Origin of the sequence: Pseudoxanthomonas suwonensis J47 (genome assembly GCF_000513955.1) — a bacterium.
Classification (GTDB): domain Bacteria; phylum Pseudomonadota; class Gammaproteobacteria; order Xanthomonadales; family Xanthomonadaceae; genus Pseudoxanthomonas; species Pseudoxanthomonas suwonensis_C.
The window spans coordinates 1-24,212 of record NZ_AZUZ01000035.1 but is presented as its reverse complement, the minus strand read 5'-3'; the positions used below and the strand labels follow the sequence as shown (position 1 = coordinate 24,212).

22 protein-coding genes and 1 pseudogene are annotated in these 24,212 nt (G+C 70.7%); 13 read left to right on the top strand and 10 right to left on the bottom strand.

The annotated features are described in order from the left end of the window. A pseudogene (locus M503_RS17460) lies at positions 1–133 on the top strand (coproporphyrinogen III oxidase); the annotation flags it as partial. A 294-nt stretch (positions 134–427) separates the two neighbouring features. Here M503_RS17460 and polA read toward each other — a convergent pair. Then, a complete protein-coding gene (gene polA, locus M503_RS0110570; RefSeq protein WP_028920583.1) occupies positions 428–3,229 on the bottom strand; it encodes a DNA polymerase I in 2,802 nt (933 codons plus the stop codon). Positions 3,230–3,359: 130 nt separating this feature from the next. Here polA and M503_RS0110565 point away from each other — a divergent pair, with 130 nt between their 5' ends. Continuing rightward, positions 3,360–3,638 (top strand): DUF2782 domain-containing protein, encoded by a 279-nt coding sequence (locus M503_RS0110565; protein WP_037061162.1) that lies wholly within the window; start codon positions 3,360–3,362, stop codon positions 3,636–3,638. Positions 3,639–3,868: 230 nt separating this feature from the next. Then, entirely contained in the window at positions 3,869–5,731 is a 1,863-nt protein-coding gene (locus M503_RS0110560; RefSeq protein WP_028920584.1) for an ABC transporter ATP-binding protein, read from the top strand. Between the two features lie 144 nt (positions 5,732–5,875). Here the strand turns inward: M503_RS0110560 and M503_RS0110555 are convergent, their stop codons facing one another. Continuing rightward, on the bottom strand, positions 5,876–7,174 hold the full coding sequence (locus tag M503_RS0110555; protein ID WP_037061156.1) for an NTP/NDP exchange transporter: 1,299 nt from the start codon (positions 7,172–7,174) through the stop codon (positions 5,876–5,878). Between the two features lie 10 nt (positions 7,175–7,184). Then, the gene (locus tag M503_RS0110550) at positions 7,185–8,129 is read right to left on the bottom strand and encodes an aldo/keto reductase (protein WP_081721012.1); all 945 of its coding nucleotides are present in this window, start codon (positions 8,127–8,129) and stop codon (positions 7,185–7,187) included. 343 nt (positions 8,130–8,472) lie between these two features. Between M503_RS0110550 and M503_RS0110545 the strand changes: the two genes are divergently transcribed. Further along, positions 8,473–9,039, top strand: a complete 567-nt coding sequence (locus tag M503_RS0110545) for a manganese efflux pump MntP family protein (RefSeq protein WP_028920587.1) — start codon at positions 8,473–8,475, stop codon at positions 9,037–9,039. A 70-nt stretch (positions 9,040–9,109) separates the two neighbouring features. Here M503_RS0110545 and M503_RS0110540 read toward each other — a convergent pair whose 3' ends face one another. From M503_RS0110540 to M503_RS0110530, 3 genes are all read right to left on the bottom strand, one after another. Next, on the bottom strand, positions 9,110–9,556 hold the full coding sequence (locus M503_RS0110540) for a universal stress protein (protein ID WP_024868474.1): 447 nt from the start codon (positions 9,554–9,556) through the stop codon (positions 9,110–9,112). Positions 9,557–9,644: 88 nt separating this feature from the next. Next, positions 9,645–11,837 (bottom strand): DNA helicase II, encoded by a 2,193-nt coding sequence (gene uvrD, locus M503_RS0110535; protein WP_028920588.1) that lies wholly within the window; start codon positions 11,835–11,837, stop codon positions 9,645–9,647. 116 nt (positions 11,838–11,953) lie between these two features. Next, positions 11,954–12,583 carry a TIGR00645 family protein gene (locus tag M503_RS0110530; RefSeq protein WP_024868472.1) on the bottom strand — a complete coding sequence of 210 codons (630 nt, stop codon included), beginning with the start codon at positions 12,581–12,583 and terminating at the stop codon, positions 11,954–11,956. A gap of 191 nt (positions 12,584–12,774) precedes the next feature. On the opposite strand from M503_RS0110530, the gene M503_RS0110525 reads away from it, so the two are divergent. After that, entirely contained in the window at positions 12,775–13,461 is a 687-nt protein-coding gene (locus tag M503_RS0110525; RefSeq protein ID WP_028920589.1) for a glutathione binding-like protein, read from the top strand. A gap of 159 nt (positions 13,462–13,620) precedes the next feature. Here the strand turns inward: M503_RS0110525 and M503_RS0110520 are convergent, their stop codons facing one another. After that, positions 13,621–13,962, bottom strand: a complete 342-nt coding sequence (locus M503_RS0110520; RefSeq protein WP_028920590.1) for a hypothetical protein — start codon at positions 13,960–13,962, stop codon at positions 13,621–13,623. A gap of 304 nt (positions 13,963–14,266) precedes the next feature. On the opposite strand from M503_RS0110520, the gene M503_RS0110515 reads away from it, so the two are divergent. Next, positions 14,267–16,543: a S9 family peptidase gene (locus tag M503_RS0110515; protein WP_028920591.1), complete on the top strand. Its 2,277-nt coding sequence runs from the start codon at positions 14,267–14,269 to the stop codon at positions 16,541–16,543. A gap of 223 nt (positions 16,544–16,766) precedes the next feature. Here M503_RS0110515 and M503_RS16285 read toward each other — a convergent pair whose 3' ends face one another. After that, on the bottom strand, positions 16,767–17,210 hold the full coding sequence (locus M503_RS16285; RefSeq protein WP_037061150.1) for a hypothetical protein: 444 nt from the start codon (positions 17,208–17,210) through the stop codon (positions 16,767–16,769). 153 nt (positions 17,211–17,363) lie between these two features. Between M503_RS16285 and hemB the strand changes: the two genes are divergently transcribed. Then, on the top strand, positions 17,364–18,353 hold the full coding sequence (gene hemB / locus M503_RS0110505) for a porphobilinogen synthase (protein WP_028920592.1): 990 nt from the start codon (positions 17,364–17,366) through the stop codon (positions 18,351–18,353). Between the two features lie 326 nt (positions 18,354–18,679). On the opposite strand, the gene M503_RS0110500 is transcribed toward hemB, so the two are convergent. Continuing rightward, positions 18,680–19,546 (bottom strand): TolB family protein, encoded by an 867-nt coding sequence (locus M503_RS0110500; protein WP_028920734.1) that lies wholly within the window; start codon positions 19,544–19,546, stop codon positions 18,680–18,682. A gap of 50 nt (positions 19,547–19,596) precedes the next feature. Here M503_RS0110500 and aroE point away from each other — a divergent pair, with 50 nt between their 5' ends. The 5 genes from aroE to M503_RS0110475 all read left to right on the top strand — a co-directional run bounded on the left by aroE (position 19,597) and on the right by M503_RS0110475 (position 23,442). Continuing rightward, a complete protein-coding gene (gene aroE / locus M503_RS0110495) occupies positions 19,597–20,445 on the top strand; it encodes a shikimate dehydrogenase (protein WP_028920733.1) in 849 nt (282 codons plus the stop codon). 120 nt (positions 20,446–20,565) lie between these two features. Next, positions 20,566–21,012, top strand: coding sequence for an anti-virulence regulator CigR family protein (locus M503_RS0110490; protein WP_028920732.1), 447 nt, complete (start codon positions 20,566–20,568; stop codon positions 21,010–21,012). Between the two features lie 63 nt (positions 21,013–21,075). Next, complete coding sequence (locus M503_RS0110485) at positions 21,076–22,245, top strand: P1 family peptidase (protein ID WP_028920731.1); 1,170 nt, start codon at positions 21,076–21,078, stop codon at positions 22,243–22,245. An 82-nt stretch (positions 22,246–22,327) separates the two neighbouring features. Beyond that, on the top strand, positions 22,328–22,837 hold the full coding sequence (locus M503_RS0110480; RefSeq protein ID WP_028920730.1) for a hypothetical protein: 510 nt from the start codon (positions 22,328–22,330) through the stop codon (positions 22,835–22,837). Then, the gene (locus M503_RS0110475) at positions 22,837–23,442 is read left to right on the top strand and encodes a TetR/AcrR family transcriptional regulator (protein WP_051414535.1); all 606 of its coding nucleotides are present in this window, start codon (positions 22,837–22,839) and stop codon (positions 23,440–23,442) included. The genes M503_RS0110480 and M503_RS0110475 overlap by 1 nt, the downstream gene beginning before the upstream one ends. Before the next feature lie 18 nt (positions 23,443–23,460). On the opposite strand, the gene M503_RS0110470 is transcribed toward M503_RS0110475, so the two are convergent. Further along, a complete protein-coding gene (locus tag M503_RS0110470) occupies positions 23,461–23,697 on the bottom strand; it encodes a hypothetical protein (RefSeq protein ID WP_028920728.1) in 237 nt (78 codons plus the stop codon). 166 nt (positions 23,698–23,863) lie between these two features. Between M503_RS0110470 and M503_RS17810 the strand changes: the two genes are divergently transcribed. After that, positions 23,864–24,145, top strand: coding sequence for a YkgJ family cysteine cluster protein (locus tag M503_RS17810; protein WP_081721011.1), 282 nt, complete (start codon positions 23,864–23,866; stop codon positions 24,143–24,145). Positions 24,146–24,212: the final 67 nt, after the last annotated feature.

Below are 24,212 nucleotides of genomic sequence, written 5' to 3'. Positions count from 1 at the left end.
GATGAGCCTGCCGCCGCGGGTGCGCTGGGAGTACGGCTACCAGCCGCAGCCCGGCAGCCCGGAGGCGCGCCTGCACGAGTACCTGGTCCCGCGCGACTGGCTGGGGGGCCAGTCGCGCGCGGGCCAACCCTGAGGGCCGGATCCGGGGGAAGGCGGAAATAAAAAGCCCCGCCGAGCAGGGGGGGCTCGACGGGGCTGGGAACGGCGACTTGGGGAGGAGTCCCGCTCCGGGTAGATCTGCTCCAGGGGAAGGGAGAGATCCGTCGACAGGCGTTGCACCTGTCGAGGGCTATATCACCATTCCGAACATGGATGGATCGTGAAGGAACCGGTCAAGAAAGCCTTGGATTTAGGGCGGATTCATTCATCTTCGCCCCTTGTAACAGTTGTAACGGAAACGGGCGCCCGCAAGCGCCCGTTTTCTGCGTCAGTGGGCCTCGTCCCAGTTGTCGCCCACCCCGCTTTCCACCAGCAGCGGGACGCTCAGTTGCGCCGCTGACGACATCAGCGCGGTGGCCTCGGCCAGCAGGGTCGGGACGAATTCCTCGTCGACCTCGAACACCAGTTCGTCGTGGACCTGCAGGATCATCCGGGCGCGCTCGCGGTGCCCGGCCAGCCAGCCGTCCACCGCGATCATCGCCCGCTTGATGATGTCCGCCGCCGTGCCCTGCATCGGCGCGTTGATCGCCGCGCGTTCGGCACCGGCGCGCTGGGCCTGGTTGCGGGCGTGGATGTACTCCAGGTACAGGCGGCGGCCGAACACGGTCTCGACGAAACCCTGGCCGCGGGCCTGCTCGCGGGTGCGCTCCATGTAGTCGCGCACGCCCGGGTAGCGGCTGAAGTACAGGGCGATGTAGTCCTGCGCCTCGCCGCGGGCGATGCCCAGCTGGCGGGCCAGGCCGAACGCGCTCATGCCGTACATCAGGCCGAAGTTGATCGCCTTGGCGGCGCGGCGCTCGTTCGGCGTGACCTCGTCCAGCGCACGGCCGAACACCTCGGCGGCGGTGGCGCGGTGCACGTCGGCGCCGGATTCGAAGGCGCGCAGCAGGCCCGGGTCCTGCGACAGGTGGGCCATGATCCGCAGTTCGATCTGCGAATAGTCGCAGGCCACCAGCTTGCGCCCCGGCGGGGCGACGAAGGCGCGGCGGATGCGGCGGCCGTCCTCGGTGCGGATCGGGATGTTCTGCAGGTTCGGGTCGGACGAGGACAGCCGCCCGGTGGCCGCGCCGGCCTGGTGGTAGCTGGTGTGCACGCGGCCGGTGTGCGGATTGACCATTTCCGGCAGCTTGTCGGTATAGGTGCTGCGCAGCTTGGCCAGGCCGCGGTAGTCGAGGATCACCCGCGGCAGCTCGTGCAGGTCGGCGATGGCTTCCAGCGCCTCCTCGTTGGTCGAGGGCTGGCCCTTGGGCGTCTTCACCAGCGCCGGCAGCTTCAGCTCCTCGAACAGCAGCGCGCACAACTGCTTGGGCGAGTCCAGGTTGAACGGGCGCCCGGCCAGCTCGGTGGCCTTCTGCTGGGCGGCGAGCATGCGCCGCGACAGGTCGGCGCTCTGCCGGCGCAGTTCCTCCACGTCGACCTTGACGCCGTTGGCCTCGACCCGCGCCAGCACCGGTACCAGCGGCATCTCGATCTGGCGGTAGACCTGCTCGAGCCTGGGCTCGTCGGCCAGGCGCGGGGCCAGCACCCGGTGCAGGCGCAAGGTGATGTCCGCGTCCTCGGCGGCGTAGCGGGTGGCGTCCTCCAGTGCGCACTGGGCGAACGGGATCTGCCTGGCGCCCTTGCCGCACACGTCCTCGTACTTGACCGTCTCGTAGCCGAGGTGGCGGCGGGCCAGGCTGTCCATGTCGTGCCGGGCGTTGCCAGACTCCAGCACGAAGCTCTCGAGCATGGTGTCGTCGGCGTAGCCGGCGAGCTCCACGCCGTGGCGGCGCAGCACGTGCAGGTCGTACTTGCCGTGCTGGCCCAGCTTGGACACCGACGGGTCTTCGAGCAGCGGACGCAGCAGGTCCAGCACCTGCCCGCGTTCCAGCTGGGTCGGCGCGCCCGGGTAGTCGTGGCCCACCGGCACGTAGGCGGCGTGGCCGGGCTCGGCGGCGAAGCTCAGGCCGACCAGGGTCGCACGCATGGGGTCGAGGCTGTCGGTCTCGGTGTCGAAGGCGAACTGGCCGGCCGCGCGCAGCCGCGCGATCCAGTCCTGCAGCGCCTCCACGGTGGTGACCGTCTCGTAGCGGCCCGGCGCGGCCAGCGCCGGATCCAGTGCGGCCACCGGGGCGGCCGCGCCCGAAACCGCGTAGCCGCTGCCGCGGGCGCGGCCCGGCTCCTTCTCGGCGACCGTCGCCGGACCGCCGTTGCCGCCGGCCACCGCGCCGCCTTCCAGTTCCTTGAGCGCCTGGTTGAAGCCATAGCGCTGGTACAGCCCACGCAGGGTCTCGACCTCCGGCTCGCGCAGGCGCAGCGAATCGGCGCTGCGCTCCAGCGCCAGGTCGGTGCGGATCGTCACCAGCTCGCGGTTGAGCGGCAGGCGCTCCAGCGCCGCGCGCAGGTTGTCGCCGACCTTGCCCTTGATCGAGGCGGCATTGGCGATGACCCCGTCCAGCGAGCCGTACTCGGCCAGCCACTTGGCCGCGGTCTTCGGCCCGCACTTCTCCACGCCGATGACGTTGTCGATGGCGTCGCCCATCAGCGCCAGCATGTCGACGATGCGCTCCGGCGGCACGCCGAACTTCTCCACCACCGAGGCGGCGGTATCCATGCGGCTGCCGCTCATGGTGTTGACCAGCATGATCGAGCCGCCGTCCACGCCGGGCTCGCGGACCAGCTGGCCGAAGTCCTTGTCGCCGGTGGAGATGGTCACTTCCATGCCGCCGTTGGCGCCCTGTACCGCCAGGGTGCCGATCACGTCGTCGGCCTCGACCCCGTCGATGCGCAGGATGTCCATGCCCAGCGCATGCACGATGTCGCACATCGGCTGCACCTGCGCGCGCAGCTCGTCGGGCATTGGTGGACGGTTGGCCTTGTAGGCCGGGTACATCTCGTCGCGGAAGGTCTTGCCCGGGGCATCGACCACGAAGGCGACGTAGTCCGGCTTCTCCTTCAGCGTCGCGCGCAGCATGTTGACCACGCCGAACAGTGCGCCGGTGGGCTCGCCCGCGGCGTTGCTCAGCGGCGGCAGCGCGTGGAAGGCGCGGTAGAGGTAGCTGGAACCGTCGATCAGGACTAGGCGTGTCATCCGGGCATTCTACGGCCATGCGCCGCCGGGGCCCTGCACGAGCCGTGACCGGCCCGCCCGCGCAACCGGCACGGCGCCCGGCGCATAATCTAGGCGTACACACGAAGGAGCCGCCATGTCCAAGACGAGCCTGACCGCCGCGGCGCTGGCCGCGATCCTCTCCCTTGCCGGATGCGCGACCACCGGCGATGCCCCGGTGGACGTGAGCGGCGCCGAAGTCGCCAGCCGCACCCTGGACAACGGCGACCTGATCGAGGAGTACCGCGTCGCCGGCCAGCTGCGCATGGTCAGGATCACGCCGGTGCGCGGCCCGGCCTACTACCTGTACGACCGCGACGGCGACGGCGCGCTGGACCGCGACGACGCCGACAAGCTGCCGCAGACGTACTGGAAGCTGTTCTCCTGGTAAACGGCGCCGCGCCGGAGCCTGCTTCCGCACGGACCCCGGCGCTACGCTCCCGCACCCGGCGCGCCGGCGTGCGGCCTGGGCCGGCGGCCCTGCACCACTACGTTCCACCTCCGCGTTCCACCCGGCGGCTGAACGGCCTTTCCCGCCAGCGCGCACCTTCGCCGCGCGCGGCGGCGCGACAATAGCGGGTCCGGGATGCCGCCCCGGGCCCATCGACAGGATTCCCCCCGATGCTTCGCTGGTTCGAAACCCGGCTGGATCCGTATCCGGCCGTCGCCACCACCCAACCGCCGCGCACGCTGTACGCGTTCTGCCGCCACTACACGCGCGGCGCCGAGCCCTGGCTGATCCTGATGGCGCTGCTGACCACGGCCATCGCGGTGACCGAGGTGTCGCTGTACGCGTTCACCGGATCGATCGTCGATCGGCTCTCCAGCCACACCCCCGCCACCTTCCTGCAGGAGGAAGGCTGGAAGTTCGCGCTGATGGCGGTCGTGGTGCTGGTGGTGATGCCGGGCCTGAACCTGCTCAGCTCGCTGGTCATCCACCAGACCCTGCTGGGCAACTTCCCGATGCGGATCCGCTGGCGCGTGCACCGCTACCTGCTGCGGCAGTCGATGGGCTACTTCCAGGACGAGTTCGCCGGGCGCATCGCCACCAAGCTGATGCAGACCTCGCTGGCGGTGCGCGAGACGGTGATCAAGCTGCTGGACGTGGGCAACTACGTGGTCGTGTATTTCGGCGGCGCACTGCTGGTGGCCGCGTCGGCCGACTGGCGGCTGATGCTGCCGTTCGTGGGCTGGCTGGTCGCCTACGCCGCCCTGCTGCGCTACGCGATCCCGCGCCTCAACAGGGTCGCGCAGGAACAGGCCGACGCACGCTCGACCATGACCGGCCGCATCGTCGACAGCTACACCAACATCGCCACGGTCAAGCTGTTCTCGCATTCGCACCGCGAGGAGTCCTACGCGCGCGAGTCGATGGACCAGTTCCTCGGCACCGTGCACCGGCAGATGCGCCTGGCCACCCTGGTCAACGTCAGCAACGACACCCTCAACATGCTGCTGCTGTTCGCGGTGGCGGCCACCGGCATCGGCCTGTGGATGCAGGATGCCGTCGGCGTCGGCGCGATCGCCGTGGCCATCGCCTTCGTGCTGCGGCTGATGGGCATGTCGCAGTGGATCATGTGGGAGATGTCGGCGCTGTTCGAGAACATCGGCACGGTGCAGGACGGCATCAATTCCATCGCCCTGCCGGCCACGGTGGACGACGCGCCCGGCGCGCGCCCGCTGGACCTGGCCGGCCCGGTGCGCGGCGACATCCGCTTCGAGCACGTCACCTTCCACTACGGCAAGAAGGGCGGCGTGATCGAGGACCTGGACCTGCACGTGCGCCCGGGCGAGAAGGTCGGCCTGGTCGGCCGCTCCGGCGCCGGCAAGTCGACCCTGGTGAACCTGCTGCTGCGCTTCTACGACCGCGAGGGCGGCAGCATCCGCATCGACGGCACCGACATCGCCTCGGTCACCCAGGACTCGCTGCGCGCGGCGATCGGCGTGGTCACCCAGGACACCTCGCTGCTGCACCGCCCGGTGCGCGACAACATCCTCTATGGCCGCCCGGACGCGAGCGAGGAGGAGATGATCGAGGCGGCGCGCCAGGCCAACGCCCACGACTTCATCATGGAGCTGGTCGACGGCAAGGGCCGCCGCGGCTACGACGCCCAGGTCGGCGAGCGCGGCGTGAAGCTGTCCGGCGGCCAGCGCCAGCGCATCGCCATCGCCCGCGTGCTGCTGAAGAACGCGCCGATCCTGGTGCTCGACGAGGCCACCTCGGCGCTGGACTCGGAAGTCGAGGCGGTGATCCAGGAGAACCTGTACCGGCTGATGCAGGGGAAGACGGTGATCGCGATCGCCCATCGCCTGTCGACCATCGCGGCGATGGACCGGCTGGTGGTGATGGACCAGGGCCGCATCGTCGAACAGGGCACGCACGAGGAACTGCTGGCCCGCGGCGGCCTGTACGCGCAACTGTGGCAGCGCCAGTCCGGCGGCTTCCTGGAACTGGAAGCGGAAGCCGAGCCCGCCGACCGTTGAGCCCGGCGACGACCCGGCACGACACACGCAGGCACCGCTCCCGGTAGAGCCGGGCCTGCCCGGCTACCCCGCCTCCGGAGACACGCCACACTCCAGCGGGGCAGGCCCCGCTCTACAACTCGCGGCGCCTGCGGACGGAGACCGCTACGCCTCGCGCCGGCGCAGCCCGCGGCCCAGGCCCAGGCCGGTGCCGGCCCACGCCAGCGCGATGCCGGCACCGATCAGCATCGCCAGGCCCGGGTGGTCGCCGAGCACGTCGAGCAGGCGCTTCACCCACGCGCTGAGCGCATCGCCGCCGCGGTAGACCACGGTGTCGATGAAGTTCTTGGCCTTGTACTTGTCCGCCGGCGGGACCACCGTGTAGAGCATCTCGCGGCCCGGGCGCACGAAGGCGTACTCGCCGGCGCGGCGCGCCACCATCACCACCACGAACACCGCGAACACCGGCGCCAGCGCCAGCCACAGGAAGCCGAAGGCCATTACCAGCGGCACGCCGACCAGCAGCACGCCCACGCCCAGCTTCTGCGCGACGCGGCCGGTGATGAACAGCTGGGTCAGGATCGCCAGCACCTGCACCACGGTGTCGATCAGGCCGAACACCTGGGTCTGCCGCGCGCGGTCGGGGAACAGCTCGGACACCAGCCGCGCCTGTTCGAAGTACAGGAAGGTGGTGACCGTGGCCAGCAGCACCACGAACAGGGCGATCCCCAGCAGGAACGGCGAGCGGAACACTGCGGTGGCGCCGGCAAAGGGATTGCCGCCCAGCGGCCGTTCGCGCTGCGCCGGCGCGTGCGTTCCGGAACGTTCCAGCGGATGGCGATCGCGCCAGCGGTGCAACCACAGCGCCATGCCCGCGCTGGCGGCGATGAACAGCGACGACAGCAGCATCAGCCCGCCATGCCCCAGCGGCTGCACCAGCAAGGTGGCCAGCAGCGGCCCGGTCAGGCCACCGGCGCTGGCCCCGGCGGCGATCAGCGCGAACAGGCGCTTGGCCTCGCTGCTGGCGAACACGTCGGCCAGCACGCTCCAGGCCAGCGAGATCAGCAGCAGGTTGATCACCGAGACCCAGATGTAGAACGCGCGCCCGGCCCACACATTGTCCGGCTGCAGCACCAGGCCCAGGCCGAAGCCCAAAAGCGTCGCAACCACCAGCCCGAACACCCACGGCACGATCCGCCGCCGCGCCACCTTCGAGGCGATCCAGCCGTACAGCGGCAGCACCGCCACCGTGGCCAGGAAGGTGCCGGTGAACAGCCACTGCAGGTTGTCCACGCCGCCGGCCACGCCCATGGTCTCGCGCACCGGCCGCAGCATGAAGTAGCCGGTGAACAGCAGGAAGAACATCGCCAGGCCGGCGGCGACCGCCGGCGCTTCGTGCGGGTTCACCCCGAACAGACGGGTCAGCCAGGGCGTGCGCTCGCTCGCGCCGGAGGTCGGCTGCATCGGCCCGGGCTCAGGCGGCGGCGAACTGGCGGACCAGTTCCCGCTGCTGCCCCTCGCTCAGCAGCGGGCCGCGGCCGGCCTTGAGCTGGTCGGCCTGGCGCTCGGGCTTGCCGGTCGCCGGGATCACCACGGTCACCGCCGGATGGCTGATCGCGAACTTCAGGAACATCTGCGCCCACGAGGTGACACCGGCCTCCGCGGCCCAGCCCGGCAGCGGCTTGTCCTTGACCTTCGCGAACAGACGGCCGTCGTCGAAGGCGCGGTTGATCAGCACGGCGATGCCGCGGTCCTGGGCCAGCGGCAGCACGCGCTCGGCGGCGCGGGTGGAATTGACCGAGTAGTGGATCTGGATGAAATCCAGCTTCTCGGCACGCATGATCCGCTCGAGTTCGGGCAGGCCGGCGTCGGTGTAGTGGGTGACGCCGACGTACTTCGTCCTGCCCTGCTCCTTCAGCTCGCGGGCGAACGGCAGCTGGCGCTGCCAGTCGCGCAGGTTGTGGACCTGCAGCAGCTCGACCTTGTCGGTGCGCAGGCGCCGTTGCGAGTCCTTCCACTGCGCCTCGGCGGCCTCGCGGCTGTCGGCGGCGATCTTGGTGGCGATGAAGGCCTTGTCGCGCCAGCCGCCGTCGGCCAGCAGGCTGCCGACCACCTCGTCGGAACGGCCGTAGTTGGGCGAGGTGTCGATCAGCCGCGCCCCGCCCTCGAAGAAGATCCGCACCACCTCCTGCAGCGCGGCGTATTCCGGCGACCCCGGGGCGACGTCGTAGCTGCCCGAAGTGCCGGCGCCGATCACCGGCAGCTGTTCGCCGCTGGAGGGGATCGGACGGGTCAGCAGCGGACCGGATGCCGCGGCGGCGGCCAGCGTGCGCATCGGCAGGGGCAGTGCACCCAGGGCAAGGGCGGAAGCGGTGGCGGCGGAGCCGGCCAGGAAGCGGCGGCGCGAATGCAGGTGCATGGCGGAACCTCCCGGAGAACAGGCACTTGGCGGCCCGGGTCGATCCTAACCCCCTCCCCTTGCCATGGCATGTGACCAGCGGCAGGGGCTGCGTCGATAGACGGCGTCTTTCGGGGCGATCGGTACGCCGTGGTATCCTGTGCGCCTTCCTTTGGGGAGTAGCCTGCCGGCGCATCCTGCGCTGGCCGTCCACGTCAACATGCTCGGCCCGTTGCGGCCGTGGCGCGGACACCCGGGGCGCGGCGCGACTGCCGCCCGGCGCTGGCGAGACCAACGGCCTGCAGGCGCGTCTGTGGTTGGACGCCGGCGGGTCGTGTCCGCCTTCCAACCCGGTTTGTCCCTGATGAGCCCGTTTTCCATCGTCCTGATCGGCCTGGCCATGTCCACCGATGCCTTTGCCGCGGCCGTCGGCAAGGGCGCCTCGATGCAGCACCCCCGCTTCTCCCACGCCCTGCGCACCGGACTGATCTTCGGCGTGATCGAGGGCCTGACCCCGGTGATCGGCTGGCTGCTCGGCAACGCCGCATCGCGTTACGTGACCGCCTGGGACCACTGGATCGCGTTCATCGTACTGGGCCTGCTCGGCCTGCACATGATCTGGCACGGCATCCGCGACGACGCGGACGACGACGCCTCCCGCCGCACCGGCGCCTGGGCGCTGGCGGTAACCGCGGTGGGCACCAGCATCGACGCGATGGCGGTGGGCGTGAGCCTGGCCTTCCTCGATGTGCCGATCCTGGCGGTGGCCACGGTGATCGGCCTGTGCACCCTGGTGATGGCGACCGTGGGCATCATGCTCGGCCGCGTGCTGGGCGTGCTGGCCGGCAAGCGCGCCGAACTTGTCGGCGGCGTGATCATGCTGGTGATCGGCTCGGCGATCCTGTACGAGCACCTGAGCGGCGCGGCCTGAGCCGCGCCGCACCGCACCGCACCGCATCGTCGATTCCCGCTATGCCGCGGCGCCCGCCGCGGCCATGCGCTCAGCGCACCACCAGCACCGGCACCGTCGAACGGCCCAGTACCGACTGGGTCTGGCTGCCCAGCAGGACCTTACCCAAGCCGCGACGCCCGTGCGAGGCCATCACGATCAGGCCGGCCTTGTGGTCGGCCGCGGCCTGGACGATGGCATCGGAGGGATAGCCGTCGGGGACGTGCACGGTCTCGCAGGCCACCCCGGCGCTGGTCGCCTGGGCCAGCGCGTCCTGCAGGATCCGCTGGGCGCTGCGCGCGCAGCCTTCCTGGTACTGCTTCTGCATGTCCGGGTCGGCCGCCAGCGCCATCGCATCGTCAAACGCCGGCATCCATGGCTCGGTCACGGTGACCACGACCACCGGCACCCGCAGGGTGGCGGCCAGTCCAAGACCATGGGCCAGGCCCTTGCCGGCCAGTTCGGAACCGTCGGTGGCGATCAGGATGCGGTCGTACATGGCGCTCTCCTTCCCTTGGTGGCCTGCGGCCATTGCACACCCGCGCCACGACCGTGGCAATGGGGCGGAAGGAGCAGCGCTTCGGCGCTCAGACCGGCTTGAGGTTGGCGAAGGCCAGCACCAGCCACTTGCTGCCGGCGTCGTCGAAGTTCACCTGCACCCGCGCGTGGGCGCCGCTGCCCTCGTAGTCGGTGACCACGCCGCGGCCGAAGCTGGCGTGGATCACGCCCTGGCCCAGCTTCAGCGAGGGCGTCTCCAGCACCGGGGGGGCAGCGCGCGGCGGCGCGGCCATCGGCCGGGCCACCTGCACCCGCGGACGCACCTCGTTGAGCAGGTGCCCGGGAATCTCGCGCAGGAACCGCGACGGCATCCCGTACATGTCCATGCCGTGGATGCGCCGGCTCTCGGCGTAGGTCAGCACCAGCTTCTGCCGGGCGCGGGTGATGCCGACGTAGGCCAGGCGGCGCTCCTCCTCCAGCCGGCCCTGCTCCTCCAGCGACTTGCTGCTGGGGAACACGCCCTCTTCCACGCCGACCAGGAACACCAGCGGGAACTCCAGGCCCTTGGCCGAGTGCAGCGTCATCAGCTGCACGCCGTCCTCGTCGGCCTGGGCCTGGCCTTCGCCGGCCTCCAGCGCCGCATAGGACAGGAAGGCGACCAGCTCGCTCATGCTTTCCTGGTCGTCGTCCAGCTCGGCGCGGGAGAAGCGCGAGGCCACCGACACCAGCTCGTCCAGGTTCTCCAGCCGCGACTCGGCGTCGAGCTGGCCGCGGGCCTCGCTGGCCCAGTGCTGGCGCAGGCCGGAGCGGGCCAGCACGTGGTCCACGCGGTCCTTCAGCGCCAGGTCGGCGGTTTCCGCGTCCAGCGCCTCGATCAGGGCAAGGAAGCCGGCGACGGCATTCCGCGCGCGCGCGGCCAGGGCGTTCTCCGCGACCAGCGAGGTCGCGGCCTGCCACAGCGAGACCTGCGCCTCGCGCGCGCGGCGGCGGATCTCGTCCAGGGTGCGGTCGCCGATGCCGCGCGCCGGCGTGTTCACCGTGCGCTCGAAGGCGGCATCGTCGGCGCGGCTGGCGACCAGGCGCAGGTAGGCCAGGGTGTCCTTGACCTCGGCGCGCTCGAAGAAGCGCATGCCGCCGTACACACGGTACGGCACCTGCTCGGCCAGCAGCACCTCTTCCAGCGCGCGCGACTGCGCGTTGGAGCGGTACAGCACCGCCGCCTCGCGCCAGCTGCCGCCGTCGCGCACCCACTGGCGGATGCGCTCGACCACGAAGCGCGCCTCGTCCATCTCGTTGTAGGCCGCGTACACATCCACCGGCTCGCCCTCGCCGCTGTCGGTCCACAGCTGCTTGCCGATGCGGTCGGGGTTGTGCGAGATCACCGCGTTGGCGGCGTTGAGGATGTTGGCGCTGGAGCGGTAGTTCTGCTCCAGGCGGATGGTCCTGGCGCCGGGGAAGTCGCGCAGGAACTGCTGCACGTTCTCGACCTTGGCGCCGCGCCAGCCGTAGATGGCCTGGTCGTCGTCGCCGACCACGAACACCCGGCCGCCGCTTCCGTCTGGAGCGGGGCCGGCCAGCACCCGCACGAAGGCGTACTGGATGGCGTTGGTGTCCTGGAACTCGTCGATCAGCAGGTCGCGGAACCGCGTGCGGTAGTGCTGCAGCAGCGCCGGGTTGTCGCGCAGCAGCTCGTGCGCGCGCAGCAGCAGTTCGGCGAAGTCGACCAGGCCGGCGCGGTCGCAGCGCTCCTGGTACAGCTCGTAGGCGCGGCGCAGCGATTCGGTCCACGGGTCGTTGACCGCCTGGATGTGCTGCGGGCGGCGGCCCTCGTCCTTCTGCGCGTTGATCCACCAGGCGATCTGCCGCGGCGGGAAGCGGCCGTCGTCCAGCTCCAGCTGCTGGGCCACGCGCTTGACCAGGCGCAGCTGGTCGTCGCTGTCGAGCACCTGGAAGGATTCGGGCAGGCGTGCCTCGTTCCAGTGCAGGCGCAGCAGGCGGTGGGCGATGCCGTGGAAGGTGCCGATCCACATGCCGCGCGCACCATGGCGCAGCTGCTGGTCGGCGCGCGCGCGCATCTCGCCGGCGGCCTTGTTGGTGAAGGTGACCGCGAGGATCCCGTGCGCCGGCACGCCGATGACTTCGTTCAGCCAGGCGATGCGGTGGGTGAGGACGCGGGTCTTGCCGGAACCGGCGCCGGCCAGCACCAGGTAGTGGCCGGGCGGCGCGGACACGGCCTCGCGCTGCGCGCCGTTGAGGCCGTCGAGAAGGTGGGAGACATCCATGCCGCCATTCTACCGGGGCGGGGCTCAATCCTTGAGAAACACGTTCCGACGCGGGCTTTCACGGGTGGTGAAAAGCGAAGGGCGGCTTTCGCGGCCCTTCCGATCCGGTCTGGCGATCAGTGCGCCTCGTGCTCGCGCTTCGCGCTGGTGCCGGTCATCAGCTTGTCGGTCCAGGCGATGCCGATGGCCGAGAGGATGAAGACCAGGTGGATGATGGTCTGCCACAGCACGCCGTCGGTGGTCAGCGCCGAGCAGCGCGCCGCGCCGACGTTGGAGGCGGCGGTGGCGACCAGCTCCGGCGGGCAGAACGGCAGGCCGTTCAGGGTGCCGGCGGCAATGAAGGTCTTGAGCAGGTGGATCGAGGAGATGCCTATGATCGCCATCGCCAGCTTCACCTTCAGCACCGAGGCATTGACGTGGCTCAGCCACTCCGGCTGGTCCGGATGGCCTTCCAGGCCCAGGCGCGAGACGAAGGTCTCGTAGCCGCCGACGATCACCATCACCAGCAGGTTGGAGATCATCACCACGTCGATCAGGCCCAGCACGATCAGCATGATCTGCTGCTCGCCCATGTGCGGCGCCTCGTGGATCAGGTGCCACAGCTCCTTGCCGAACAGGAACACGTAGACGCACTGGGCCAGGATGAGGCCCAGGTACAGCGGCAGCTGCAGCCAGCGCGAGGCGAAGATCAGCGTGGACAGCGGGCTCAGGCGGGGAGCCCCGGTGGTGTTGGGCGTCTGCGACATGGACCGGGCATGTGGAAAGAGGACGGCGCAGGGTAACGGCCCGGCCGGGGGCTGCCAAGCGCGCCCGCCCCGCCCGGGCGGACGCAACAGGGCGTTCCGCCCGTCGTCGCCTGGCGCTGCAGCGGCGGCGCTTACACTCCGGGGCCCGACCTTCGACCGCGCCCCCGGCGCCCCCCCACCGGAGCCCCGCCATGATCGACCTGTACTACTGGCCCACCCCCAACGGACACAAGATCACCCTGTTCCTGGAGGAATCCGGGCTGCCCTACACCATCAAGCCGGTGAACATCGGCAAGGGCGACCAGTTCCAGCCGGAATTCCTGGCGTTCTCGCCCAACAACAAGATGCCGGCGATCATCGACCACGCGCCCAACGACCTCGGCGAGCCGATCAGCGTGTTCGAGTCCGGCGCGATCCTGCAGTACCTGGCCGACAAGACCGGGCGCTTCCAGGGCAGGACCCTGCGCGAGAGGATCGAGGTCACCCAGTGGCTGATGTGGCAGATGGCCGGCCTGGGGCCGATGACCGGCCAGTACGGCCACTTCACCGTGTATGCACCGGAGAAGATCGACTACGCCATCGAACGCTACACCCGCGAGGCCCAGCGCCTGCTCGGCGTGCTCGACAAGCGCCTGCAGGGCCGCGCCTTCATCGCCGGCGACGAGTACAGCATCGCCGACATGGCCGCCTACCCATGGATCAACCCGTACACCAAGGCCCCGCTGGACCTGGAGCCCTATCCCGACCTGCGCCGCTGGCACGCCAGCATCGCCGCCCGCCCCGCCACCGAGCGCGCCTACGCGCTGACCCGGCAGGTGAACCCGGATGCGGGCAAGCCGCTGAGCGAGGAGGAGCGGAAGCAGCTGTTCGGGCGGTGAGCAAGCATGGCTGACCGCCCGATCCGGGCTGTCAGCCGCCGGCCCCGATGCACGCCCTGGCGTTTGGAGACTGCGCGGCCGTTCCAGCCTGCCGGTTCAGGCGACCGCATTCCGGAAATACCGCTGGTGGATCCGCAGGCCGGAAGGGACCCTGCAGGGTCAAGCCATCAGCCCCAGAAGCATCAGGAAGCCCGAGAGCACGACGCTCGCCGTACCACACACCACCCCCAGCACCGCGAACACCTTCTTGCGGTCCTTCTGCATGAGCCCGGCGATGCCGATGCCGACGGCGAGCAGGTCCAGGAATACGAACAGCATCAGGAACAGGCCGATCATCACGGCTTCGACGGATTCCTCGTCGATCTCGCCGCCGTTGGTCGCGCCGATGATCCCGGCGACGAAGAAGACCAGGAAGGTCAGCAGGCCGCCGCCCAGGCCGAGGATGAAGGACGCGATACCCAGGCCCGAGTGCTTCTGCTCCAGCTGCATTGCCACTGCCATCGATTTTCCCCTCTCGTGGTGCCCCGCGAGGTCCGCGCCATCGTCCGGCTGATGGAAGGGCTGCTCCCCAGCACCCTCTCCCGGTCCCTCCACGGGGTCGGTCCGAGTGTGCGAGGCGGGAGCGGGAGCGGGAGCGTCAATCAGGGAAATCCACGGCCGATCAATGCCTCTGGCGAACTGGGCCGCATCGGAGGCGCGGCGTGCGGACGGGGACGGCCGCTGGCCCGGCCCGGCCTTCCGGCACGCTCCGGGCGCCGGGCACGGCCGCCTACAATGGGTCCATGACGCCATTCCGGACGCCCGCATGCGCTTTCTCCGCTTCGCCACGGCCCTCTCGCCGCTGCTGTTCGCCTTCGCCGTGACCCTGCCCGCCGCCGCGGGCGCCGATGCCGCCCCCCGCAAGCTCACCCTTGAAGCCATCACCGGCAGCGCGCCGCTGTCCGGGCCCACCCTGATGAAGCCGAAGGTCTCGCCCGACGGCACGCGGGTGAGCTTCCTGCGCGGCAAGGACACCGACCGCAACCGCCTGGACCTGTGGGAATACGACGTCGCCAGCGGCCAGACCCGGCTGCTGGTGGATTCGTCGGTGGTCCTGCCGGGCACCGAGACGCTCAGCGACGAGGAGAAGGCGCGCCGCGAGCGCCAGCGCATCGCCGCGCTTTCCGGCATCGTCGATTACCAGTGGGCGCCGGACGGCAAGGCGCTGCTGTTCCCGCTGGGCGGCGAGCTGTACCTGTACGACCTGGGCAAGTCCGGCAGCGACGCCGTGCGCAAGCTCACCTCCGGCGGCGGCTTCGCCACCGATCCGAAGGTGTCGCCACGCGGCGGTTACGTCAGCTTCGTGCGCGGCCGCGACCTGTGGGTGATCGACCTGGCCAGCGGCAAGGAGATCCGCCTCACCGCCGACGGCAGCGACACCATCGGCAACGGCGTGGCCGAGTTCGTCGCCGACGAGGAGATGGACCGCCACACCGGTTACTGGTGGGCGCCGGACGACAGCGCGATCGCCTTCGCCCGCATCGACGAGTCGCAGGTGCCGGTGCAGAAGCGCTACGAGGTATACGCGGACCGCACCGAGGTGGTGGAGCAGCGCTATCCGGCCGCCGGCCAGCCGAACGTGCGCATCCAGCTGGGCACCATCGCGCCGAAGTCCGGCGCCAAACCGCGCTGGATCGATCTCGGCAAGGACGAGGACATCTACCTGGCGCGCGTGGACTGGCGCGATCCGCAGCGGCTGACCTTCCAGCGGCAGTCGCGCGACCAGCAGAAGCTCGAGCTGGTCGAGGCCAACCTGGGCAGCGGCGCACAGCGCGTGCTGGCCACCGAGACCTCGAAGACCTGGGTGCCGCTGCACAGCAACCTGCGCTTCCTGCCCGACGGCCGCTTCCTGTGGTCGTCCGAGCGCAGCGGCTTCCAGCACCTGTACCTGGCATCGGAGGACGGCAGCAGCCTGACCCCGCTGACCTCCGGCGAATGGATCGTGGACGAGGTCGTCGCGATCGATGCCAAGGCCGGCTACGTGTGGTTCACCGGCACCCGCGATTCGGCGCTGGAGAAGCACGTGTACCGCGTGCCGCTGGCCGGCGGTGAAATCGAGAAGCTGTCGCAGGCACCGGGCATGCACGCGCCCGCGTTCGCCCGCAACGCCAGCATCTACGTCGACAACTGGTCCAGCACCACCACGCCGCCGCAGCTGGAGCTGTTCGCCAACGACGGCAGGCACCTGGCCACGCTGCTGCGCAACGACCTGTCCGATCCGGACCATCCCTACGCGCCGTACCGCGACGCGCAGCGACCGGTGGAGTTCGGCAGCCTCACCGCGGCCGACGGCAGGACGGAACTGCACTACAGCCTGGTCAAGCCGGCCGGCTTCGATCCCAAGAAGCAGTACCCGGTGGTGGTGTACGTCTACGGCGGCCCGGCCGCGCAGCGCGCGACCAACACCTGGGCCGGCGGTGGCGACCTGCTGTTCAACCAGTACCTGGCGCAGCAGGGCTACGTGGTGTTCACCCTCGACAACCGCGGTACGCCGCGCCGCGGCCGCGATTTCGGCGGCGCGCTGTACGGCGTGCAGGGCACGGTGGAGGTGGACGACCAGCTGCGCGGCGTGGAGTGGCTGAAGTCGCAGCCGTGGGTCGACGGCAGGCGCATCGGCGTGCACGGCTGGTCCAATGGCGGCTACATGACGCTGATGCTGCTGGCCCGCACCGATGCCTACGCCTGCGGCATCGCCGGTGCGCCGGTCAGCGACTGGGGCCTGTACGACACCCACTACACCGAGCGCTACATGGGCCTGCCGGCGGCCAACCCGGAGGGCTACCGCAATGCGCGCGTGCTGACCCACATCGACGGCCTGGTCGGCGAGGACGCGCCGAAGCTGCTGCTGATCCACGGCATGGCCGACGACAACGTGCTGTTCACCAACTCCACCGCGGTGATGTCGGCGCTGCAGCAGCGCGGCCAGCCGTTCGAGCTGATGACCTACCCGGGCGCAAAGCACGGCCTGGCCGGCAAGGACGCGCTGCACCGCTACCGCCTGACGGCGGACTTCTTCGACCGCTGCCTGCAGCCGGGGCGCTGAGGGCGCGCGGAACAGCAGCGGGACAGGTCCCGCTCTACAAGGGCGCGCACCCGCAGCGGCGAGCAACCCACCGCAAACAGCCGCGCCTTTGTAGAGTCGGGCCTGCCCGACTCCCACGCCGGGATTGCCGGCGCCCGAACAGCAGCGGGACAGGTCCCGCTCTACGAAAAGCCGGCGCGGCTTCGGCGGGGACGCGAGGCCGCGCGAAGCGGCCCTGCCGTCGTTACGGCTGCGGCACCGGCTCCGCGCCGGTCGCGCCCGGATCGGGCACCCAGATCGCCACGCCATGGGCTTTCTTCTGCGTGGTCGGGATGCCGATGCCGATGCCGCCGGCGGTGTGGCGGCCGTAGCTGCCGGCACCCACCGACATGCTGGCCGGGGAACCGGACGAGCCGACCCCGATCAGGACCACGCCATTGGCGCCCAGCCCCGCGGCTTCGCGCTTGAGCCGGGCCACGGCCGCGTCGGTCTGGCCCTGGGTGCCGAAGCCGACCGCGCTGGAGGCTTCCAGCTGGGCGATCTCCTGCGAACCGGGCGGCACGGCGGAATAGATGCGGACCTGCGAAGGGTCGATCGGCGGCCGCGCCTGGCCGACCATCACCTTCGAGGAACCGGCGCAGCCGGCCAGGACCAGGACGGCGGCGGCGAGAGCAAGAGGCAGGCGCATGCGGGGACCTCGCAGGTGGGGGAGCTGGACGGGGCGAATCATCCGCCGCGGGGCGTGAACCGGTCGCCAACCACGCCGCGCGGGGGCCCTGCCGCGGCCGGGCCGGGCAGGGCCGGGGCGTATCATGGAGGACTGCTTCCGGTGGAGTCCACGATGAGTTACCCCCACGTCCGCATGCGCCGCATGCGCCGCGACGACTTCTCGCGCCGGCTGATGCGCGAGCACGTCCTCACCACCAACGACCTGATCTACCCGGTCTTCGTCCACGAGGAACACGGCCGCGCGCCGGTGCCGTCGATGCCGGGCGTGGAACGGCTGTCGATCGACGAGCTGCTGCGGGTAGCCGAGGAAGCGCTGGAACTGGGCGTGCCGGTGCTGGACCTGTTCGGCGTGCCGGATCCGGCGTCCAAGACCCTGGACGGCCGCGTGGCCTGGGACGAGAACGGCATCATCCCGCGCGCGATCCGCGCGCTGAAGTCGCGCTTCCCCGAACTGGGCGTGATGACCGACCAGGCCCTGGACCCTTACACCACCCACGGCCAGGACGGGCTGATCGACGACACCGGCTACATCCTCAACGACGAGACCATCGAGGCGCTCATCAGGCAGTCGCTGGTGCACGCCGCCGCCGGCGTCGACATCCTCTCGCCATCGGACATGATGGACGGGCGCATCGGCGCCATCCGCGAGGCGCTCGAGGGCGCCGGCCATATCAACACCCGGATCATGTCCTACGCGGCCAAGTACGCCAGCGCGTTCTACGGCCCGTTCCGCAGCGCGGTCGGCAGCGCCGGCAACCTCGGCAAGGGCAACAAGTACACCTACCAGATGGACCCGGCCAATTCGGACGAGGCCCTGCGCGAGGTGGAGCTGGACCTCCAGGAAGGCGCGGACATGGTCATGGTCAAGCCGGGCCTGCCGTACCTGGACGTGATCCGCCGGGTGAAGGACGCCTTCGGCGTGCCGACCTTCGCCTACCAGGTCAGCGGCGAGTACGCGATGCTCAAGGCGGCGTCCGCCAACGGCTGGCTGGACGAGAAGGCCTGCGCCCTGGAAGCACTGCTGGCGTTCAAGCGCGCCGGCGCCGATGGCGTGCTGACCTACTACGCCATGGACGTGGCGCGCTGGCTGCGCCAGGGCTGAGGAGCGAGGGCAGCGGGGCAAGCCCCGCTCTACAAGAGCGCCCAGAACCGCACCGGCGAAGCGANCCACGGCAAACGCCGTGGCGTCTTCGTAGAGTCGGGCTTTGCCCGACTCCCACGCCGGATGTCCCCGGGGGCACGCGAACAGCAGCGGGGCAAGCCCCGCTCTACANGAGCGACCAGACCCGCACCGGCGAAGCGAGCCACGGCGGACGCCTTGGCGCCTTCGTAGAGTCGGGCTTTGCCCGACTCCTAGGCCGGATGTCCCCGGGGGCACGCGAACAGCAGCGGGCCAAGGCCCGCTCTACAAGAGCGCGCCCAGTCCGTCTACAGGCAGCCGTCCTGGCCGCGGACGGTCGGCAGAACGATGCGGTAGATGTCGCTCCGGCCCGCCTTCGGCGATGGCGCGGAACCGGTGACCGTGCCTTCTTTCGGTCGCGAGGGATCCGCCACTGGCGCGCGGGTGTGGCCCACGTCGCTGTTGAACGACAGCGCCCAAGGCTGCGCATCGGCGAAGCGGCTGCCGTCGCAGGTCGCCACGTGCACGCGCATCGCGCCGTCGGCCTGGCCGCGCGACAACATCGCTGCGCGGCCGCCGTCGAGCAGGGCGATGTCCAGTTCGTCGGCGCGCGTGTTCAACCCGGGCACCGGCACGACGGTGGCATCGCCCTCCAGCGGAGCGTGGTACAGGTCGAAGCCACCGGCGCCGCCGCGGCGGTCGCTCGAGAACAGCAGCGATCCGTCCGCCACCGGCGTCAGCGAGCGCTCGTCGGCGCGACTGTTGATGCCGTCGCGCAGCCGCTGCGGCTCGCCGTAGCCGCCGGCATGCACTTCGACCCGGTACAGATCGAGCCCACCGGCGCCCCCGGAACGGTCCGAGGCGAAGTACAGCCAGCGCCCGTCGGCACTGAACATCGGCTCGATCTCCGCCGCGGCGGTGTTGAACGGCAGCGGCTGCGGATCGACCCAGCGCCTGCCGTCCAGTCGCGCCTGCCACAGGTCGCCGCCGCCGGGGCCGCCGGCGCGGTCGCTACCCCAGACGATGCGCTGGCTGTCCGGCGCGACCGTGCCACGCAATTCGGCGTCGCGGGTGGACACGGTCCAGATACCTTCCAGGCCGTACTCGGCCAGCTGCGCCATGGCCGGACCGCAGAGTAGACTGCAGGCGAAGGCGACGCCCAGTCTGCGCTTCATGGTGATCGCTCCCGGCCAGGTTTCCTAATCCGCGGATATATACCAAAGCCATGTCCACCGCCCGCTTCGCTGTCTTCGGCCACCCGATCGCGCAATCGCTCTCGCCCCGCATCCATGCCGCCTTCGGCCGGCAATGCGGGATCCCGCTGGAATACACCGCCATCGACGCGCCGCCGGACGGCTTTGCCGCCGCGCTGGAGTGCTTCGCCGCCGACGGCGGGCGCGGCTGCAACGTGACCCTGCCGCTGAAGGAGATCGCCTTCTCGCTGTGCACGCAGGCCAGCTCGCGCGCGCAGCGCGCCGGCGCCTGCAACACCCTCACCCGCCGCGACGGCCAGTGGCACGGCGACACCACCGACGGTGCCGGCCTGGTCCGCGACCTCACCGGCCGCCAGGGCCTGGACCTGCGCGCGCGCCGCGTGCTCCTGCTGGGCGCCGGCGGCGCGGCGCGCGGCGTGGCCCCCGCGCTGCTGGATGCCGGCATCGGCGAGCTGGTCGTGGTCAACCGCACGCCGGAGCGGGCCGACGCACTGGTCGATGCGCTGGGCGAGCCGGGCCGCGCCCACTCGCGCTACTGGGAAGACCTGCGCGAGCTCGGCGACTTCGAACTGATCGTCAACGCCACTTCCGCAGGCCGCGACCAGTCGTCGGGCTTCACCGCGCCGCTGTCGCTGGTCAACAGCCGCAGCGTGGCGGTGGACCTCAATTACGGCGAGGCGGCGATCCCGTTCCTGGCCTGGGCACGCTCGGCCGGCTGCCTGGAAGCGATCGACGGCCTCGGCATGCTGGTCGAACAGGCCGCCGAGGCCTTCGAGCTCTGGCACGGCGTGCGCCCGCTCACCGACGCGGTCTACGCCGAGCTGCGCGAGCGCGACAAGACGCTGGCCACCGCCGACTGAACGCCTGCCCCGGGATCTGAACCGGGGCCCTGCGCCAGCGCCGCTTTGTCGACGCTGTTCACGGCGGCGTCGTACGTGGGCGGTGTATCCATGGCAGCCACCGTCCACGGAGGATCCGCCATGAACCGCTCCATCCCGCTCGCTGCCGCCGTTCTCGCCGCACTGCTCGCGATGCCTTCCATGGCCGCGCCGCCGGAAGGCAAGGGCGGGGACCGCCAGGGCCCGCCCGGCCACCCCGCCAGCGCGCATGACCATGGACGCGACCGCGACCATCGCCGCGACCACGGTCCGCTCGTGAGCGTGTCCATCAGCGTCGGCGATGCGCGGCGCATCGCCCAGCACCATGGCTACGTCGGCTACCAGTCGCTGCCGCCGGGCATCGCCAGGAACCTGGCGCGCGGCAAGCCCTTGCCCCCCGGCATCGCCAAGAAGGTCGTGCCCGGGCCGATGCTGCTCGACCTGCCGGTCTACGACGGCTACGAGTGGGGCATCTACGGCGACGACCTGGTGCTGGTGTCGATCGCCAGCGGCGTCATCGCCGAGGTGCTCGCCGACGTGTTCCGCTGACCGCTACGCGCGGCGCAAGCGCCGGGTGCAGTCGCCTTCGGGGCACTCGGCTAGGATGGCCGGATGAAACTCACATCCGCCCTGCTTCCGTTCGCCCTGCTGCTGTGCGCCGCCGGCGCATCCGCGGCCACTCCCGACAACCACCAGGAACGTCCGCGCGCCCGCGACGTCGGCATCGTCATCGGCACGCTGCCCACTGGCCCGGACAACGCCATCACCGACGTCGAAGGCGTCGGCGTGGGCCACGCCACGCTGGTCCGCGGACGCGAACTCAACACCGGCGTCACCGCCATCGTTCCCCACCGCGGCAACATCTACCGCGAGCGCGTGCCGGCGGCGATCGTGGTCGGCAACGGGTTCGGCAAGCTGCTGGGCGTGACCCAGGTGCAGGAGCTGGGCGAGCTGGAAACGCCGATCCTGCTGACCGGCACGCTGAACGTGTGGAACGCCGCCGACGCGCTGGCCGGCTGGCTGCTGGCGCAGCCGGGCATGGAGCAGGTGCGCTCGATCAACCCGGTGGTCGGCGAGACCAACGACGGCTACCTCAGTGACATCCGCGCCCGGCCGATCGGCAAGGCGCAGGTGGAACAGGCGCTGTCGAGCCTGTCGTACGGCGCGGTGGAGGAAGGCGCGGTCGGCGCCGGCGCCGGCACCGTGGCGTTCGGCTGGAAGGGCGGGATCGGCACCAGTTCGCGCAAGCTCCCGGAAGCGGACGGTGGCTGGACCGTGGGCGTGCTGGTGCAGAGCAACTACGGCGGGCACCTGACCGTGGCCGGCGTGCCGGTGTGGAAGTCGCTGCCGAACCCCGAGGCGCTGGCGCTGCAGTCGCGCCAGGAACCGCCGCCGTGGCGCGGCGACGGCAGCATCATGATCGTGGTCGCCACCGATGCGCCGCTGGATGCTTCTGCACTGCGGCGCGTGGCCAACCGTGCACTGACCGGCCTGGCACGCACCGGTTCGGACATGTCCAACGGCTCAGGCGACTACGTCATCGCCTTCTCCACCGCGAAGCAGAACCGGCGCGACCCGCGCGCGGCGGTGCAGCCGGCCGCCAGCGTCGGCGGCGAGGCGCTGACCCCGTTGTTCGAGGCCACCGCCGAGGCGACCGAGGAAGCCATCCTCAACTCGCTGCTGCGCGCCCGCACCGTGCAGGGCCACCGCGGCACCGCGCCGGCGCTGCCGCTGGAACCGCTGCTGGAAGCCCTCGACGCAGCCGGCGCGCGCGAACGCTGAACCGCAGCCGGCCGGGGAAACCGGGATGGTTGCCAGCCTACCTACCAGTAGGCAGGCTGCGTTCTCCCCCAGGACCGTTCCCATGGCCGTTCCACCGATTTCACCGATTGGCAGGCTGCACACGCTCGGCAGCCTGCCCGCCATCCCGTTCGCCGCCTGGATGCTCGCCCGCCACGGACGCATCATTCCCGGCAGCCCTGCCGGCCGTGCCTATCTCGGTTTCATGCTGCTGGGCGCGCTGACCGTGTATCCGATCGCGCATGAGCCGATCAGCAAGGCCTTCGCCACGCTGACCCTGGTCGCGCTGCTGGGCGGCTACGGCTTGTCGCGACTCGCGAGCGGCCGGCCCTTCTGGCGCTATGTGCAGACCGCGTCGCTGAGCCTCAGCGTGTTCCTGCTGATGCTGCCCACGACCAGCGAGATCCTGCGCCGCCTGCCCGCCGGTCATCCGTTCGTGACCGACATGAAGGATCCGCTGCTGCTCGGTGCCCAGGGCGCGCTGCTGCAGGCTTTACTGGTCGGCGTCCCGCTGCAGATCCGCAGCCTCGTCCGCCAGGCACGCCTGCCTGCCATGTCGAAGGTGGCGCACTGATGGCCAGCTCCGCTCCCGTCCCGGCACCGGAGTACTCGCCGAAGGCGCGGGAAATCCTCCTGTGCGCGATCGACCTGGTCGCGGCCGGCGGCTACCACAGCTTCAGCTTCGCCGACATCGCCGACCAGGTGCAGGTGCGCAAGGCCAGCATCCACCACCACTTCGCGACCAAGCCCGCGCTGGTCAGGGCCGCAGTGGCGCTGCACCGCGAGGCGACCCAGCGCGGCCTGCAGATGCTGACCGAGGCGCATCCCGATCCGATGGCGCGGCTGGTGGCCTACTGCCGCTACTGGGCCAACTGCATCCGCGACGCCAATCCGCCGATCTGCATCAACGCGCTGCTGGCCACGGAACTGCCGGCGCTGCCGGAGGAAGTCGCGGCCGAGGTGACCCGGCATTTCGCCGAGCTTGAGGCGTGGCTGGTCGCCGCGCTGCGCCAGGGTGCCAGCGAAGGCAGCCTCCAGCTGGCCGGCAGCGCGGCAGCGGAAGCCGCGCTGTTCATGGCCACCGTGCACGGCGCGATGCTTTCCGCGCGGGCGGCCGGCGACCCGGCCGTGTTCTGGAAGATCGCCAAGCTGGCGACCGACCGGCTGCAGCCGCGCTGAGCCGCTACCGGCGTCCGGTCAGGCGTTCGGGCGCCGGTACAGCGCCGCGTTGATGCACGAGAACAGGCTGACCAGGAACCAGCCGAACGGGAACAGCGACAGGGTCAGCACCCAGGTGATCGCACCGGCGGCGCAGGCGGCCAGGAACCACAGCAGCGCCGACAGCACGCGACCCTGCACCAGCTGGCCGAGGCCGGGAACGAAGAAGCTGCAGATCGCGGCGATCACATTGCCCGTCGAACCGGGTGCACTCATCGGTATCTCCTCGGAAGTCCTGCGACGATTGTGGCAACGCCAGTGCGCGGCGCCAGAGAAGATTGTCACCTGCCGGTCGCTTCGGGCGCAGTACCTGATGGATCGCGAATCCGCGTGCCGCCATACCGGGCCGGTGCGATCCACCGCCGGGGCATACACTCCCCCGATGTCGCCGCAGCCTGCCCCGCCCGTATTCGCCTGCCGCGCCGCGTGCGCGGCGTGCTGCACGGCGCCGTCGATCACCTCGCCTATCCCCGGGATGCCTGATGGCAAGCCGGCGGGCGTGCCCTGTGTGCAGCTGGACGCGCAGCTGCGCTGTCGCCTGTTCGGGAAGCCGGAGCGGCCGCCGTTCTGCGCCTCGCTGCGGCCCGGCCCGGAGATGTGCGGGTCGAGCCGGGGTGAGGCGATGGCGATCCTGGCGGACCTGGAAGCAGCGACGGCACCGTAAGGCGGCCCGGGCCGACCATCCGGCACGCCGCGGCCTTCGTAGAGCGGGCCTTGGCCCGCTGCACCTG